Annotated in this window: 14 protein-coding genes and 1 tRNA gene; 7 read left to right on the forward strand and 8 right to left on the reverse strand. The window is 63.7% G+C overall.

Features of this window, described 5'->3' with window-relative positions:
* Nucleotides 1–110: 110 nt before the first annotated feature.
* A complete protein-coding gene (locus tag QUH67_RS02480) occupies nt 111–422 on the reverse strand; it encodes a DUF1272 domain-containing protein (protein WP_300945068.1) in 312 nt (103 codons plus the stop codon).
* Between the two features lie 83 nt (nt 423–505).
* Nucleotides 506–973 (reverse strand): Lrp/AsnC family transcriptional regulator, encoded by a 468-nt coding sequence (locus QUH67_RS02485; protein WP_300945069.1) that lies wholly within the window; start codon nt 971–973, stop codon nt 506–508.
* A gap of 123 nt (nt 974–1,096) precedes the next feature.
* Here QUH67_RS02485 and hppD point away from each other — a divergent pair, with 123 nt between their 5' ends.
* Nucleotides 1,097–2,215, forward strand: a complete 1,119-nt coding sequence (gene hppD / locus QUH67_RS02490; RefSeq protein WP_300945070.1) for a 4-hydroxyphenylpyruvate dioxygenase — start codon at nt 1,097–1,099, stop codon at nt 2,213–2,215.
* 236 nt (nt 2,216–2,451) lie between these two features.
* Here hppD and QUH67_RS02495 read toward each other — a convergent pair whose 3' ends face one another.
* From QUH67_RS02495 to QUH67_RS02510, 4 genes are all read right to left on the reverse strand, one after another.
* On the reverse strand, nt 2,452–3,558 hold the full coding sequence (locus QUH67_RS02495; RefSeq protein ID WP_300945071.1) for a CaiB/BaiF CoA transferase family protein: 1,107 nt from the start codon (nt 3,556–3,558) through the stop codon (nt 2,452–2,454).
* A 353-nt stretch (nt 3,559–3,911) separates the two neighbouring features.
* A complete protein-coding gene (locus tag QUH67_RS02500; RefSeq protein ID WP_300945072.1) occupies nt 3,912–4,712 on the reverse strand; it encodes an FAD binding domain-containing protein in 801 nt (266 codons plus the stop codon).
* 14 nt (nt 4,713–4,726) lie between these two features.
* On the reverse strand, nt 4,727–7,066 hold the full coding sequence (locus QUH67_RS02505) for a xanthine dehydrogenase family protein molybdopterin-binding subunit (RefSeq protein ID WP_300945073.1): 2,340 nt from the start codon (nt 7,064–7,066) through the stop codon (nt 4,727–4,729).
* A gap of 84 nt (nt 7,067–7,150) precedes the next feature.
* Nucleotides 7,151–7,636: a (2Fe-2S)-binding protein gene (locus QUH67_RS02510; protein WP_300945074.1), complete on the reverse strand. Its 486-nt coding sequence runs from the start codon at nt 7,634–7,636 to the stop codon at nt 7,151–7,153.
* A 307-nt stretch (nt 7,637–7,943) separates the two neighbouring features.
* Between QUH67_RS02510 and QUH67_RS02515 the strand changes: the two genes are divergently transcribed.
* The 4 genes from QUH67_RS02515 to QUH67_RS02530 all read left to right on the forward strand — a co-directional run bounded on the left by QUH67_RS02515 (nt 7,944) and on the right by QUH67_RS02530 (nt 14,290).
* Complete coding sequence (locus tag QUH67_RS02515) at nt 7,944–9,980, forward strand: methyl-accepting chemotaxis protein (protein WP_300945075.1); 2,037 nt, start codon at nt 7,944–7,946, stop codon at nt 9,978–9,980.
* 345 nt (nt 9,981–10,325) lie between these two features.
* Nucleotides 10,326–11,792: an MFS transporter gene (locus QUH67_RS02520; RefSeq protein ID WP_407080396.1), complete on the forward strand. Its 1,467-nt coding sequence runs from the start codon at nt 10,326–10,328 to the stop codon at nt 11,790–11,792.
* Between the two features lie 6 nt (nt 11,793–11,798).
* The gene (otsB, locus tag QUH67_RS02525) at nt 11,799–12,635 is read left to right on the forward strand and encodes a trehalose-phosphatase (protein WP_407080397.1); all 837 of its coding nucleotides are present in this window, start codon (nt 11,799–11,801) and stop codon (nt 12,633–12,635) included.
* Nucleotides 12,636–12,883: 248 nt separating this feature from the next.
* Complete coding sequence (locus QUH67_RS02530; RefSeq protein ID WP_407080398.1) at nt 12,884–14,290, forward strand: trehalose-6-phosphate synthase; 1,407 nt, start codon at nt 12,884–12,886, stop codon at nt 14,288–14,290.
* A gap of 204 nt (nt 14,291–14,494) precedes the next feature.
* Here QUH67_RS02530 and QUH67_RS02535 read toward each other — a convergent pair whose 3' ends face one another.
* Entirely contained in the window at nt 14,495–14,851 is a 357-nt protein-coding gene (locus tag QUH67_RS02535) for a hypothetical protein (RefSeq protein ID WP_300945079.1), read from the reverse strand.
* A gap of 202 nt (nt 14,852–15,053) precedes the next feature.
* Here QUH67_RS02535 and QUH67_RS02540 point away from each other — a divergent pair.
* Both QUH67_RS02540 and QUH67_RS02545 read left to right on the forward strand, forming a co-directional pair.
* Nucleotides 15,054–15,143, forward strand: a tRNA-Ser gene (locus QUH67_RS02540).
* Between the two features lie 52 nt (nt 15,144–15,195).
* Nucleotides 15,196–15,939, forward strand: coding sequence for a DUF7168 domain-containing protein (locus QUH67_RS02545; protein ID WP_300945080.1), 744 nt, complete (start codon nt 15,196–15,198; stop codon nt 15,937–15,939).
* Nucleotides 15,940–16,225: 286 nt separating this feature from the next.
* Here the strand turns inward: QUH67_RS02545 and QUH67_RS02550 are convergent, their stop codons facing one another.
* Nucleotides 16,226–16,687 (reverse strand): BLUF domain-containing protein, encoded by a 462-nt coding sequence (locus QUH67_RS02550; RefSeq protein ID WP_300945081.1) that lies wholly within the window; start codon nt 16,685–16,687, stop codon nt 16,226–16,228.
* Between the last annotated feature and the right edge of the window lie 154 nt (nt 16,688–16,841).

The following is a 16,841-nucleotide window of genomic DNA, read 5'->3' on the forward strand; positions in this document are numbered from 1 at the left end:
GCGACAAACGCGAAGGGCTTGTGCAAGGGAGCAAAGCGACGAAGCAATCCATCTCTCCACTCGCGCGGAAAGGTGGACTGCTTCGCTTCGCTCGCAACGACGCGGATGGGTCACCGCTCTTGCGGTGGAATATCCCGCAAGCGCGCAGAATGCGCCGCGACATCCTCCACGCTGTACTTCAAATGCACGCGCTTGTCCGACGGCAGCTGCTTCGTCACGCACACGCCGGGCCGCCGTTCGGTCGCGGGCCGGATCGGTCGCCGTTCAAACCCGCCGCCGCAGTTCGGGCAGACATTGTGCAGCTTGTTGTCGACGCAGTCCGCGCAGAACGTGCACTCGTAGGAACAGATCCGCGCGTCCACCGCATTCGGCGGCAGGTCCTTGTCGCAATACTCGCAGTTCGGCCGGAGTTGCAGCGCCATGGCGGTCTCTCGTGATGCGTTCGGTCCATCATCGCAAATCAAGCCGCAAATGCGAATGGCGGATTTCCCTCGAATTGCGCCATTCAGCCCCTCAACGGCAGCTTCGCGCTCTCCTTCAGCCGGTCGAGCACGATCGACGACCGCACATGGGCGACGCTCTGGTGCGGCATCAGCACGTCGTTGACGAGGCCGGAGAGATCCTTGAGGTCGCGCAGCACCACCTTCAGCACATAATCGGCATCGCCCGTCAGCGAGTACGCCTCCTGGATGTCGTCGACGCGGTTGACCAGCGCGCGGAATTTCTTGGCGTTGTCGGGCGAATGCGTCGCCAGCGTGATGTGGATGAAGGCGATCAGGTGGAAGCCGAGCGCCTCGCCGGCGAGGTCGGCGTGGTAGCCCGCGATCACCTTCTCCTCCTCCAGCCGCATGCGCCGCCGCGAGCATTGCGAGGCCGATAGCCCGATGAGGTCGGCCAGTTGCTGGTTGGTCAGCCGGCCGTCGTCCTGCAGCGCGGCGAGCATCTTGAGGTCGAAGGCGTCTACCGGGATCATGCGTAAAACACCGTTTCTGTGCACGAAGCATGCATCACTTTAGCCTAAGGGGAGCCAATTTGCATACATCTTGCGGCGAATTCGACCGATATTGATCCAGATCAATTTTCGGGAGTTTCGCCCATGGGTCCTTTTCCGCACGATGCGCCAGCCGCCACCATCAGCGCCGACAACCCGATGGGCACCGATGGCTTTGAGTTCGTCGAATACGCGCACCCCAAGCCCGAAGAACTGCACGCGCTGTTCAGGCTGATGGGTTATTCAGCGGTGGCCCGCCACAAGGCCGGGAAGATCACCGTCTATCGCCAGGGCGATATCAATTATCTCGTCAACGAAGAACCGGGCACCCATGGCCACGGCTTCGTCGCTGCGCACGGCCCCTGCGCGCCGTCGATGGCGTTCCGCGTGGTCGACGCGAAGCAAGCGTATGAGCGGGCGCTCTCGCTCGGTGCGGAGCCGGCAGATGCTTCTTCGGCGCAGAAGACCCTCGACGTTCCCGCCATCAAGGGCATCGGCGGCAGCCTGCTGTATTTCGTCGACCGCTACGGCGCAAAAGGCTCGGCCTATGATGCCGAATTCGAATGGCTCGGCGCGAGAGACCCTCGGCCGGCAGGGGCGGGGCTCTATTACATCGATCACCTCACCCACAACGTCCATCGCGGCCGCATGGATGTGTGGACCGGCTTCTACGAAAGACTGTTCAACTTCCGCCAGATCCGCTTCTTCGACATCGAGGGCCGCGCGTCCGGCCTGTTCTCCCGCGCGCTGACCAGTCCGGACGGCAAGATCCGGATTCCGATCAACGAGGATGCCGGAGACTCCGGCCAGATCGAGGAATATCTCAACACCTATCGCGGCGAGGGCATCCAGCACATCGCCTGTGGCGCGCGGGATATCTACCGCACGGTCGAGAGCCTGCGCGAGGCAGGTCTGCCGTTCATGCCGTCTCCGCCGGAAACCTATTTCGAAAAGATCGACGCGCGCCTGCCGCGGCATGGCGAGGACGTTGCCCGCCTGCGGCGCGACGGCATTCTCATTGACGGCGAGGGCGTCGTCGACGGCGGCCAGACCAAGGTGCTGTTACAGATTTTCTCGGCCAACGCGATCGGGCCGATCTTCTTCGAATTCATCCAGCGCAAGGGCGACGACGGGTTCGGCGAGGGCAATTTCAAGGCGCTGTTCGAATCGATCGAGGAGGACCAGATTCGTCGCGGCGTGCTGAAAGTGGGGAACGCGGCCTGAGTAGCAACTCGCGTTAGCCACGACCTGCCGCCACACCACCGGTGTCGTCCCGGACAAGCGCAAGCGCAGATCCGGGACCCATGCATACCGCGGGCTCTATCGATCGAGATCGACAGGACTACAAACGCAGGATCGCTGCTACACAATTCGCCGTGCCATGGGTCCCGGATCAGCGCTCCGCTTCGCTGCGCTTGTCCGGGATGACGGCGGAGTGTGTGGTGCAGTGTACTGTTATCTTAACGCTTCCACGCCGCCGTCACATCCCCGATCGTCGCCACCTCCGGCTCCCGGATCGCCGACGGCGTCCGCGAGAACCGCGGCGCGGGCGCCGGCTGCGTCACGCCATGACGCTCGACGAACACGTTTCGTGCGGCCATGTGCGGATGCTTCGGCGCCTCCGCCATGGTCAGAATCGGGGCGAAGCAGATGTCGGTGCCTTCCATGATCTTGCACCAGTCTTCGCGGCTCTTGCTCTTGAACACTTTCGTCAGCTTTTCCTTCAAGCCCGGCCACGCCTTGCGGTCCATCTGCGCGTCGAAATCGGCATCGGTGAGATCGGCGTGCTTGCGCAGCAGCGCGTAGAACTGCGGCTCGATCGAACCGATCGAAATGAAGTTGCCGCAGGAGCATTCATAGACGCCGTAGAAATGGGCGCCGCCGTCGAGAAAGTTCTGGTCGCGGCCCTCGGTCCAGCGCCCGCTGGCGCGCATGTCGAAGAACATCGACATCAGCGAGGCCGCGCCGTCGCACATCGCGGTGTCGACCACCTGGCCCTTGCCGGACTTCGAGGCTTCCAGCATCGCGGCGAGTACGCCGACCACGAGATAGAGCGCGCCGCCGCCGAAATCGCCGACCAGATTGAGCGGCGGCACCGGCTTTTCCTTGGTGCCGATCGCGGCGAGTGCACCCGTGATCGAGATGTAGTTGATGTCATGGCCGGCGGCGTTCGCCAGTGGGCCTTCCTGGCCCCAGCCCGTCATGCGGCCATAGACCAGCTTCGGATTGCGCGCGAGCACGACATCAGGGCCGAGGCCGAGGCGCTCCATCACGCCCGGGCGAAAACCTTCGATCAGCGCATCCGCACCGGCGAGCAGGTCGAGCACCTGCGCGATCGCGGCCTTGTCCTTCAGATCGAGTTCGATCACCTTGCGCCCGCGCACCGCCACCGCCTTCAGATTCTTGCCGGCGCCGACACGGTCAAGCGTGATGACCTCGGCGCCCATGTCCGCCAGCAGCATGCAGGCGAACGGGCCCGGGCCGATGCCCGCGAATTCGACGATGCGGAAACCGGCGAGCGGGCCGGAGGCGCGGGTGGCGGATTGGGCGGCTGGTTTGTCGAGCACTTGTTTTTTCTCCCAGGCAAAAATCTTAGTTAGTTGATTAGCTAAATTCTCCCGCCGAAGCGAGGCCATAGCAAGCTTCTTTGCGGAGAATCGGACCAAAATGCGAAAGCGGCGCGCTTGTGTCTTACCCGCCCCTCGAGGGGGCGGGTCGGCTCACATGGAGCGCAGCGCAATGTGAGACGGGGTGGGGTGACAGACTATCCGCGCATTCTGTGCTGGATGGGGAAAGATCGTCACTCCAGCCAAAAGAGCATGCGCGGATAGTCTGTCACCCCACCCCGCCACGCATCTTGCGATGCGCGTCGACCCGCCCCCTCGAGGGGCGGGTGAAACGAGAGCGAGACGTCGCGTCCTTAACCCGCGGCCTCCACCGCACGCTGCGCCATCACCTTCACCAGATTGGCGCGATAGTCCGACGTGCCGTGGATGTCGCTCATCAGGCCGCTGTCGGGAATTTTGACGCTGTCGATCGCCGCTGCCGACCAGTTGGCCTTCAGCGCCGCCTCGATCGCCGTCACCCGCATCACGCCGTCCTGCGAGGCTCCGGTGGCGGCGACGCGCACATCGCCCGCCTTTGTCTTGGTGACGAACACGCCGGTCAGCGCGAACCGCGAGGCGGGGTGGCGAAACTTGGCGTAGCCCGCCTTGGCCGGGATCGGGAACGACACCGCCGTGATGATCTCGCCGTCTTCCAGCGCCGTGGTGAACAGGCCCTTGAAGAAATCATCCGCCGAGATCGAACGCTTGTTGGTCTTCACGGTGGCCCCGAGCGACACCAGCGCGGCGGGGAAATCCGCGGCCGGATCGTTATTGGCGATCGAGCCGCCGATGGTGCCGCGATAGCGCACGGCGGGATCGCCGAGCACCGAGGTGAGATAGGCAATCGCCGGGATCGACTTCTTCACGTCGGCGCTCTGCATGATGTCGAAATAGGTCGTGGCCGCCTTGATCGTCAACGTGTCGCCCGAGGCTTCAATGCCGACCAGTTCCTTGATCTTGCCGAGATCGATCACGTCTGTCGGCGCGGCCAGCCGCTGCTTCATGACGGGGATCAGGGTATGGCCGCCCGCGAGATATTTTGCGTCCGAACCCTTGCCGAACATCGCGACGGCTTCGTCGACCGAGGAGGGGCGGTGATAGATTGTCTGATACATGATGTGTGCTCCTCTCAGCCGTGGATCGCATGCCAGACGCGGTCAGGCGTCGCGGGCATTTCGAGGTTGTTGTTGCCGATCGCATCCGTGATGGCGTTGATGACGGCCGCCGATGCGCCGATCGCGCCCGCCTCGCCGCAACCCTTGACGCCGAGCGGGTTGCCCGGACACAGCGTCGTGGTGTGCGACAGCTTGAACGAGGGCAGGTCGTCGGACCGCGGCATGGCGTAATCCATGAACGAGGCCGTCAATAGTTGCCCCGAACTGTCATAGACCGCGCCTTCCAGCAGCGCCTGTCCGATGCCCTGGGCAAGGCCGCCATGGACCTGGCCCTCGACGATCATCGGATTGATCAGCCGCCCGAAATCGTCCGCCGCCACGAAGTTGACGAAGCTCGATTTGCCGGTGGCGCTGTCGACTTCCATTTCGCAGATATAGGCGCCGGCCGGGAAGGTGAAGTTGGTCGGGTCGTAGAACGCACCTTCCTTCAGGCCCGGTTCCATCCCGTCGGGCAGGTTGTGCGCGGTGTAGGCGGCGAGCGCGACCATCGGCAGCGCGATCGACTTGTCGGTGCCGGTGACCTTGAACTCGCCGTTCTCGATGACGATGTCGCCTTCCGACGCCTCCAGCTGATGCGCCGCGATCTTCTTGGCCTTGGCCTCCACCTTCTCCATGGCCTTCAGGATCGCCGTGAGACCGACGGCCGCCGAGCGCGAACCATAGGTGCCCATGCCGAACTGCACTTTATCGGTGTCGCCATGGACGATCTGCACCTGGCTGATCGGAATGCCCAGGCGTTCGGCGATGAGCTGGCAGAACGTCGTCTCGTGGCCCTGGCCGTGGCTGTGCGATCCGGTCAGCACTTCGATGGTGCCGACCGGATTGACGCGCACTTCCGCCGATTCCCACAGGCCGACGCCGGCGCCGAGGCTGCCGACCGCCTTTGAGGGCGCAATACCGCAGGCCTCGATGTAGCAGGACACGCCGATGCCGCGCAGCTTGCCTTCGGACTTGGCTTTCGCCTTGCGCGCCGGGAAGCCGGCGTAATCAATCGCCTTCATGGCGGAGTCGAGCGAGGCATTAAAGTCGCCGATATCATAGGCCATGATGACCGGCGTCTGGTGCGGGAACTGGGTGATGAAGTTCTTGCGGCGCAGTTCGGCCGGATCGACCTTCAACTGCCGCGCCGCGGTTTCCATCAGCCGTTCCACCACGAAGCTGGCTTCCGGGCGGCCCGCACCGCGATAGGCGTCGACCGGCACCGTGTTGGTGTAGACGCTGATCACTTCGGCGAAGATGTTGGGGATGTTGTACTGGCCCGACAGCAGCGTCGCGTAGAGATAGGTCGGCACCGAGGACGAGAACAGCGACATGTAGGCGCCGAGATTGGCGTAGGTCTTGACGCGCAACGCGGTGACCTTGTTGTCCTTGTCGAACGCCATCTCCGCCTTGGTGAGGTGGTCGCGGCCGTGCGCGTCGGTCAGGAAGGCTTCCGTGCGGTCGCCGGTCCACTTCACCGGGCGGCCGACCTTCTTGGAGGCCCACAGCGCCACCATTTCCTCAGGGTAGATGAAGATCTTGGAGCCGAAGCCGCCGCCGACGTCGGGCGCCACCACCCGCAGCTTGTGCTCCTGCGCGATGTTGTAGAACGCCGACAGCACGAGGCGGGCGACGTGCGGGTTCTGCGAGGTCGTGTAGAGCGTAAAGTGTTCTTCCGGCTCGTTATATTCGGCGATCGCCGCGCGCGGCTCCATCGCGTTCGGCACCAGGCGATTGTTGGTGATGTCGAGCGAGACGACATTGGCCGCTGCCTTGAAGGCGGCATCGGTCGCGGCTTCCTCGCCGATGGTCCAGTCATAGATCACGTTGCCCGGCGCTTCCGGATGCAATTGCGGTGCGCCCGGTGCGATGGCGGCGCGGATGTCGGCTGCCGCCGGCAGTTCCTCGTAGTTGACGACCACGGCCTCGGCGGCATCGCGGGCCTGGTTCTTGGTCTCTGCGATCACCACCGCGACGGCCTGGCCGACGAAGCGCACGGTTTCCGGCGCCATCGCCGGCCATGCACCCATCTTCATCCCCGTGCCATCCTTGGAGGTGATGGCCCAGCCGCAAATCAGATTGCCGATCTTGTCGTCGACGATCTGCTGCCCGGTCAGCACGCCGACCACGCCCGGCATCTTCATCGCCTCTGCCGTATCCACGCTCTTGATCTTGGCGTGCGCGTGCGGGCTGCGGACGAAATGGGCGTGGGTCATGCCCATCACCTTGATATCGTCGACGTAACGGCCCTTGCCGGTAATGAAACGGCGGTCTTCCTTGCGCACCACGCTTGCGCCAATGCCTTCAACGCCCATGTCCTGTCCTCCCGACCGGAGTTATTGTTTCCGCGATTTCGTTTCGAAACGCGGCCTTGTGTTGGGTTAAACGGCAGTCTGCGGCTATTCCGCCGCCTGCGCGACCTTCATGCGGCCGGCCGCATCCAGCACCGATTTGACGATGTTGTGGTAGCCGGTGCAGCGGCAGATGTTGCCCTCAAGCTCGGTCCGCACGGTTTCCTCGTCGAGCTGGCCGCTGTGGCGGTGCACAATATCGATCGCCGACATGATCATGCCCGGGGTGCAGTAGCCGCACTGCAGGCCGTGATTGTCGCGGAACGCCGCCTGCATCGGGTGCAGTTCGTCGCCCTTGGCGATGCCTTCGATGGTGGTGACGTTGGAGCCGGCGGCCTGGGCGGCGAGCACGGTGCAGGATTTCACCGCCCGCCCGTCGATATGGACGACGCAGGCGCCGCACTGGCTGGTGTCGCAGCCGACATGGGTCCCGGTCAGGTTGAGGTTTTCGCGCAGGAGATGGACCAGAAGCGTCCGGTCCTCGACGTCGGCCGACACGGCTTTGCCGTTCACGGTCAGTTTGACTGTAGACACGTGTAGTACCTCCCCGATGTTTTGTAATTATTCCAATTAGAAACACCGGCGCCGGAACTTGCAACTAGGATTTTGGTCGTCCTTGTCTTCGTGAAGTCATCAATGGCGTGCTGCGACTCGCGATGCGGCTTCCTTACCCCCTCCGCCTGTGCACCTTGTCCCCGGCCTGCACCTCCAGGAAGGGCGGCAGCCTCTTTGCCGCTTTTGCCCGTATTTACGTACCCTTATCCATTCTGCCTTAAGTTTGCGCATCGCGTTGGGGTGGGGCCTCGATGCCTGTTTTTCGTAAACGAAAGCGGGGGGACACATGCGATTCCAGAAGCTTGGCGGCTGGTCTTTCAGACTTCCGGCCCTGCGATTCCGCTCCAAGATCATGCTCGGCTTCACCGTGGTGCTGGCGATTTCGGCCGCCAACATGGGCTTTGCCTATCTCGGCTTCGAGCGGGTTTCCGAGGGGGTGGATGCCTACCGGCACAGCGTGCAGGAGGCCGATCTGGCGCGCGATATCGATCGCGAGCTGATCTCCTACCGCTCGCTGGCCCGCTATTTCGTGGTGACCGGCAAGGAAGAGGACGGCAAGGCCGCGCTGGAGGCGGAAGCCCGCCTCAAGGATGCCATCACCGCCTCGATGAAGGGGACGACCGACCGGGCCCGGCTGGAGCAGATCGCGAAGCTGGAGCGCGAGTTCCGCACCTTCACGAAGATCTTTGCCGACATGCTCAAGGTCAAGGACGACAGCGCGCGCATCGCGCAGAACCAGCTGGCACGCACCGGCAATTCGCTGCGTTACAAGGTCGACGACCTGCCGAGTAACGCCGAAGACGACGAAATGCCCCTGATCACGCTGGGCGCCAAGAAGGTGACTGAGCAGTTTCAGGCGGTTACGGCGCTGGCCAATACGTTCGTCGTCAATTCTGACCAGGCGGTCGCCAACAGCGCCCTGGCGCGCCTGAAATTTGTCGAGAACGCGCTGAAGGCGATCGCAACCACCAACGAAAAGCTCCTGGACGGCATCAAGGAAATTGCCGGCATGCTGGAAGAATACCGCCGCTCGCTTGCCATGCTGGTCGGTAACGCCAAGGAGATCGAAGCGCTGATCCAGGAAATGACCGAGACGGTCGCCGAGATCAACAAGGCCTCGGCGGCGATGAAGTCGGATCTGCTGGCGGACCAGAAACGACTCGATGCCGAATCGGACGCCGTCATCATCGAAACCGAACGGCTGATCGTGATGCTGGCCGCCGGTGGCCTGCTGCTGGGTTGTATCTGGGCCTTCTTCCTCGGCATCGGCATTTCCCGTCCGATGACCAGGATGTGCGGCGCGATGCGCGAACTCGCCGCCGGCAATTTCGATGTCGTGCTGCCCGGCCTCGGCCGCAAGGACGAAGTCGGCGAAATGGCGAGCGCGGTCGAGGAGTTCAAGGTGCAGGCGGTCATGCGGGCCGAGCGCGACGCCGCCACCCAGGAAGCGCAGAGCAAGGCGGCGAGCGCCGCGCGCCGCGCCGAATTGATCCGTTTTGCCGACGATTTTGAGACCGCGGTCGGCGCCATCGTCGCCAACGTTTCATCGTCAGCCGTGCAACTCGAAGCCGCGGCAGGCACATTGACCCGAACCGCGGAGACCACCCAGAGCCTGTCGAGCCAGGTCGCCGGCGCCTCGGAAGAAGCCTCCACCAACATGCAGTCGGTGGCCTCCGCGACCGAGGAATTGTCGGCCTCCGTCGACGAGATCGGCCGGCGCGTCAAGGAGAGCAGCCAGATCGCGGAAGCGGCCGTGCTGCAGGCCGAGCAGACCGACGGGCGGATCGGCAAACTGTCGCGCGCCGCGCAGGAGATCGGCGACGTCGTCAAGCTGATCACCGCGATTGCCGAGCAGACCAATCTCCTGGCGCTGAACGCCACCATCGAGGCGGCGCGGGCCGGCGACGCCGGCCGCGGCTTTGCCGTGGTGGCGTCAGAAGTCAAATCGCTCGCCAGCCAGACCGCGAAGGCGACCGACGAGATTTCCAATCACATCTCGGGCATGCAGGGCGCGACGCAGGAATCCGTCGCCGCGATCAAGGAGATCGGCGGCACCATCGGAAAAATCTCCGACATCGCCTCCACCATCGCCAACGCCGTCGCGCAACAGAGCTCGGCGACCCAGGAGATCGCGCGCAGCGTGCAGCACGTGGCTCAAGGCACGCAGGAAGCCGCCACCAACGTCATGCACGTCAACCGCGGCGCCACCGAAACCGGCACGGCTTCCGAGGAGGTGCTGAACTCGGCGCGCTCGCTGTCGAGCGAAAGCACCCGGCTTCGCGAAGAGCTCGATCGCTTCATGGCGAACATCCGGGCGGCGTGAGGGGCGTCCCCCCTCTCTCTCTCTGTCGCCCCCGCGAAGGCGGGGGTCCATAACCACCGTCTTGCGTTGTTTCACTCAACTGGCCGGGTGCCCTTTGCCATGGCCGCGGCGTATTGGTTCCTGCCTTCGCAGGAACGACGAAGAAACTTCGCGCGGTAGCAGCGCGCGGAGCCATGCAATTTCGCACCCCCAACACCCGGAACCCCGCCCCAGCGCGGGCGTTATCTCGCGTCAGACATCATGTTTGCCGCAATTTGACGTGAAAACCCTGGGGCCGGGGCGTTCCGGGGTGTTTTTCATTGGTCCAATTCGATGGGTGAGACAGCGATACGGCACGGTGCGGCGGTGGATGAACGTGCTTCCCGTTCCACGGCCGGCGAGGGTGGCGAGCGCGTCATCGAGACCGACATCCCGGCGCGGCTCGACAGCCTGCGCTGGGGCGGCTTTCACACCCGCGTCGTGGCGGCGCTCGGCATCACCTGGATTCTGGACGGGCTGGAAGTCACCTTGGCCGGTGCGCTGTCGGGCGCGCTGAAGGAAAGTCCGACGCTGAAATTTTCGAATTTCGACGTCGGCCTCGCCAACAGCGCCTATCTGGCGGGCGCCGTGATCGGCGCGCTCGGGTTCGGATGGCTGACCGACCGGATCGGGCGCAAGAAACTGTTCTTCATCACGCTCGCGCTCTATCTCAGCGCGACGGCGGCAACCGCGTTGTCGTGGAATGTAACGAGCTACGCGCTGTTTCGCTTCCTGACTGGTGCGGGGATCGGCGGCGAATACACCGCGATCAATTCGACGATCCAGGAACTGGTGCCGGCGCGCTATCGCGGCTGGACGGATCTGGTGATCAACGGCAGCTTCTGGATCGGCGCGGCGATGGGCGCTGTCGGCGCCATCGTGCTGCTCGATCCCGCCCTGCTCGCGCCCGATCACGGCTGGCGGCTGGCCTATTTCATCGGCGCAGCCCTCGGCCTGATCGTGCTGCTGATGCGGATGTGGATTCCGGAAAGCCCGCGCTGGCTGATGGTCCATGGCCGCCCGGAAGAGGCGAAGGCCATCGTCGACGAGATCGAAAAGGCATCGACCCGGCATTCGGATCATCCGGCCGGCGAGGTGTTTCCGAAGATCAGGCTGAAGATGCGCAGCCACACGCCGCTCGGAGAAGTCGCGCATACGCTGCTCACCACGTACCGGCAGCGTTCGATGGTCGGACTGGTGCTGATGGTCGCGCAGGCGTTCTTCTACAACGCGATCTTCTTCACGTTCGCGCTGGTGCTGACCGACTTCTTCGGCATCGCGTCCAACCAGGTCGGCTGGTACATCCTGCCGTTCGCGGCTGGAAACTTCTTGGGGCCGCTGCTGCTCGGCCGCCTGTTCGATACCCTGGGCCGGCGCATGATGATCATGGTGACCTATGGCGCGTCGGGCATCCTGCTGGCGCTGTCGGGCTATCTGTTCTCGATCGGCGTGCTGACGGCGCAGACCCAGACGATCGCCTGGATGGTGATCTTCTTCTTCGCCTCGCCGGCGGCGAGTGCGGCGTATCTGACCGTCAGCGAGACGTTTCCGCTGGAGGTGCGCGCGCTGGCCATCGCCTTGTTCTACGCGGTCGGAACCGGCATCGGCGGCGTGGCGGGGCCGGCTTTATTCGGTGCGCTGGTCGATACCGGATCGCGCAACAGCGTGTTCGCCGGCTACCTGTTCGGGTCGGCATTGATGATCGTGGCCGCGGCCGTCGCGTGGCGATACGCCGTCGCCGCCGAGCGAAAATCGCTCGAATCTGTCGCACGGCCGCTCGCCTTTGTGGAGTAGGATGAGATGAATGAGGATCTGTTGGAAATGCCTTTCGAAGAAGACATCGCGCGCGAAGACGACGCCCCGCCGGAAACCGTTCCGGTGCCGCGCTCGCTGATTCCGCATCTGAGCCAGACGGCGGTGCTGCTTGACATCGACGGCACCCTGCTCGACCTGATGCCGACGCCGCGCGAAGTCTGGGTGCCGCCGGGCCTGGCGAAGACGCTGAACCGCCTGATGGTGAAAACCAACGGCGCGTTGGCGCTGGTCTCAGGCCGCTCGCTCAACGACATCGATCTGATTTTTGCCCCCGATCATTTTCCGGCGGTCGGCGGCCACGGCGCCGAGATGCGGATCGAGCCGGACAGCGGGTCGGTGGCCGCGCATGCGCCGCCGATGGACAAGGAATTGAAGCGGCGACTGGCGGCGATCGCCAAACTCAGCCCGGGGATTCTGCTGGAAGACAAGGGCTATTCGCTGGCGCTGCATTATCGCCTGGCGCCGCAGGCGGAGAAGGCGATCTATGCGGCGGTGTCGCTGATCCGGGCGGATCTCCCCAACGCGCCGATCGAGGTGCTGCCCGGCAAGTTCGTTTGCGAGATCAAGCATTCCGGATTCAGCAAGGCGAGCGGCGTGCACGAATTGATGAAGCGCGAACCGTTCAAGGGCCGTCGTCCGTTCTTCATCGGCGACGACGTTACCGACGAGACCGTGTTTGCGATCATGCCTGATCTCGATGGCCTTGCTTTCTCGGTCGGCCGTCGCGCCCAGGGTGTCGCCGGGCACTTCGATGCGCCGAGCGACGTCAGGGATTTCCTTACACGCCTGCTTGATGACGAAACGGACGCATCACTGCCATAATGCGTCTCGAATCGACGGCTTTCGGCCGCAGATTTTCGCGCTTGCTGCCGAGGTTCACGATAAAATTTATTTTTCGTGAATTCGGGTGAGTTCCGTCGCGGCCCAGCCCGAATTTGGTTTCAATTCGTTGAAAGGGTGATCAGGAACCATATAGATGAATGGTTGTTAACCGGGCGCACCCAACGGAGGGGATTTTGAACCTCGTCGTCGTTTCTAATCGAGTTTCGCGCGGAAAACCCAACGAACCCATGACGGGGGGGCTGGCCGCAGCGCTGTTGCCCATCGTCGAAAAATCAGGCGCCATCTGGGTCGGTTCTTCGGGCAGGGTCCGCGACGGGAACCTGAAGGAACCTTTCGCCGAAGTCGAATCGCTCGGCGCCGGCGCGCTGGCGATGCTGGATCTGCCGGCCGCGCATTACGGCGGCTATTACGAAGGTTTTGCCAATTCCGCGCTGTGGCCGGCGCTGCATTCGCGCGCCGATCTGATCCGCGCCACGCAGGACGATTATCTCAGCTACCGCGAAGTGAACGCTTTCATGGCGCGCGCGCTGCTTAGATTCCGCAAGAGCGACTCCGCGTTCTGGATCCAAGATTATCATTTCCTCGCGCTCGGTGCCGAACTGCGCGATCTCGGCGTCACCGAGCCGATCGGCTTTTTCCTGCACACGCCGTGGCCGACGCGCACGGTGATGTCGGGCGTGCCGCATCACCGCGAACTGATCGAGGCGATGCTGGCCTACGACCTGATCGGTTTTCAGACCGAGGAAGATTGCGAGAACTTCCTGTCCTACGCGCAGTCCGATCTCGGCCTCTCCGTGCATGACGGCGTCGTCACCTCGCGCCACGGCCGCACCCGCGCATCGGTGTTTCCGATCGGCATCGATCCGGCTGAATTCGCCAAGCTGGCGGCAAAGGCCTCGACGCATCCGGACGTCTCGCGGCTGCGCCGCAGCCTGAACGGCGAAAAGCTCGCGATCGGTGTCGACCGGCTGGATTATTCAAAAGGCCTGATCCACCGCATCAAGGCGTTCGACCGGATGTGGACGATGCACCCCTCCCTGGCGCGCACCGTCTCGCTGCTGCAGATCGCGACGCCTTCGCGCGGCGCGATCGAGGCCTATGGCAACCTGCAGAGCGAGGTCGCCAAACTCGTCAGCGACGTCAACGGCCAGCACGGCGAGGTCGACTGGACGCCGATCCGCTATCTCAACAAGGGCTTTGGCCAGGCCGTGCTCGCCGGCCTGTATCGCACCGCGCAGGTCGGCGTGGTGACGCCGCTGCAGGACGGCATGAACCTTGTCGCCAAGGAATATGTCGCCGCGCAAAACCCGGTCGACCCCGGCGTGCTGGTGCTGTCGAAGTTCGCCGGCGCCGCCAACGAGCTCGACACCGCGCTGATCGTCAATCCACACGACATCGACGGCATGGCCCGCACCATCGCGATGGCGCTGTCGATGCCGCTCACCGAACGCCGCATGCGCTGGGAAGCGATGATGGCCAAGCTGCGCCGCGGTACCATCCAGCAATGGTTCGCCGACTTCACCGACGCCCTCAACGATTGCCGCCTCGACCGCGCCGAACTCGCCCCCGTGATCGCCGACACCGCGATCTGGCCGCTCCCCACGGCCAGCAACTGCAACGCGCGGTATCATTAGTCTTTCTCGAGGTCACACGCTTATCGTGCGGCAACCAGTCTCGCGTCATGGCCGGGCTTGACCCGCATGCCGCGATCGTCATTCCGGGGCGCGCGCAGCGCGAACCCGGAATCCATCTCACGACATGTGATGCGGCCCGTTGGATTCCGGCTCGCGCGTTGCGCGCCCCGGAATGACGGATCCCGTCAGCCGTTCACGCCATTTTCAAAAACAATACGCCACCCCATCCAGGATCGGACACCGCGCCTTGCTCGGTGCGCTCGGATTTTCCATCGGCACATGCCCGCCCTTGCCGTTGCCGGCAAACACCCCGGGCCCGATCACCACCGACGACTTGTTGCCGATGATCACGCTCGGATGCGGCGAAGCCAGCCGCGAGGTCGAGCCGTCCGCCCACACGATCGCGTCGCCCTGGTGAATCCCGCGCCGCCCGTCGTCGCAGGTCACGTCATTGCCCTGCCGCGTGCAGGCCTGCGCCCACGCTGGCGCCGCGGCGCCGATCGCCAGCGCCGAGCCTAAAACCGATGCCAGGACGGCCAGTTGAAGCGTCCGAATGATCATGATTGCCGTCCTCCACCAACAGGGTCGTCCCTTATCACCGTCGATCGTGGCCGGATTTCGGTTCAAGCCTCTCTACCGCATCGATATCGGGGCTCCCTTACGATCGAAATATCCAAATAAATTCAATGAATTGGGGAAATTTCCGCCGCCGCCCTTAGGCCGGCTTGCAAAATCAGTCCTGCCCCTTCAAGAGAGGGCCTCCGGAGAGATGGCCGAGTGGCTTAAGGCGCACGCTTGGAAAGCGTGTGTGCGGGAAACCGTACCGTGGGTTCGAATCCCACTCTCTCCGCCAGGCACGTTCGCCCCGCGCCGGTCGGTCGGACCTCCCCTAGAGTAGATCAACCTTGAACCAGCCGTTGAACCTCGCCGCGCTCGACAAGCTCAAGGTCCGCATCCAGTCCTTGCGCGCCAAGACCATCGAGAACGGCTGCACCGAGGACGAGGCGCTGTCGGCCGCCGCCAAGGTTGCGGAGCTGCTCGATCGCCACGACCTGTCGCTGAGCGACGTCGAGCTGCGCCAGGTGGCGTGCGAGCGGCGCGTCTATGAGACCCATCGCAAGAAGCGCATCCCGCTCGACGACTGCATCGGCGCCATCGCCCATTTCTGTGATTGCCGGGTCTGGCGCGAGAAGAACGCTGCCGGCGAGAGCAGCTATGTCTTCTTCGGCCTGCGCTCGGACATCGAGGTCGCCCATTATCTCGCCGAACTGATCGACGCTGCCGTGCGCGCCGAGCTCGGCCGTTACAAGACCTCGGCCGACTATGGCCGCTTCCGCCACCAGGACCGGCATCTGGCCAATTCCTCCTTCGCGCTCGGCATGGTGGCGTCGATCGCGGACAGGCTGGTGGCGCTCAAGGCCGGCCGCGACCAGGTCAACAACGCCACCGGCCGCGGGTTGGTCGTGCTGAAGACCTCGGTGGTCGACGCCGAATTCGCCAAGCTCGATCTGAACCTGCGCAGCCAACGCAGCACCAGCCGCACGGTGTCGATGACCGCCTATGAGGCCGGCGGCGCCGCCGGCGCCGAACTGGCCATCAGTCCGGGCGTGCCCCAGGCGCAGTCACGGAGCGCTCAGAAGGGCAGCTGAACCCGGCGGGTAGGGGACAGCGGCTTGGCCCGGAGCTGCGGGGCCGCCCAACCGTCTTGTCATCAATTGCATGGACACAAGGGGCAGCTATCACCGACGCGCCAAGCGGTCTCTGCGGCCATCTTGCGTTATTGCCGTCGCGGCCGGTGCGCTTCTGAACTGGTGAGGGCTTTCCAGTTGTCGTGCGGGCTTTGCGAACAGTGTTCGCCTCGGCGACAATTTCGGCAATGCCCTATCCGACTTCTGCGGGCTCGTGGCGATCGCCGGCCTGCGCCGCAGCCAAAGGTCATAAAGCCCACAAACCTGGAGCCAGTTCCTGCGGGTGCGGACCGCTCGCCCCGCCCTGCGCAAATCGGTAGCTGTAGTACAGCAGTAGCTCAGATATGACGGCCTCGTCGATCAGGTTCAGGTCGAGGTAGGGAGCCTTGCCGACATAACCCGGCATGTCGTGCTCCGGTTCAACTTTAGCGTACGCCATCGGCCAGCCCGTAAAAAGTTGCCGCTCGAAGCCGATGTCGAGCCGACGAAGATCGGAATGCCGAGCGTCGACTGCAATGCGAGCGTACAGATCACTCACCACATCAGACTTGCCTTCGAGAAGTTGCAGGAACCTGCCGTAGCCATACAGCAGGATCCCGGAGACATTGGTCTTGGCGTTGTGGTCTTGAAACGTACGAAGCATTTCCGACAAGTCAGCGTTGGCCAGACAGCCATCTCGCGCCCGGCTCGAATAGACCAGTTGCCGCATTCCAGGCACTCCACGCGCGCGATGAGGTAGCTAACACTGCGCCTGGTGCAATAAAGGATCGTGAAGAACTGTGACCGTAAAACCGCGGTCGACATTGGCCCACTACTGAAGCTGTCACGGCCCCGCGTGCTCGCGCTACGATGGATTGCATGAA

Origin of the sequence: Bradyrhizobium roseum (assembly GCF_030413175.1) — a bacterium.
In the GTDB taxonomy this organism is placed as follows: Bacteria; Pseudomonadota; Alphaproteobacteria; order Rhizobiales; family Xanthobacteraceae; genus Bradyrhizobium; species Bradyrhizobium roseum.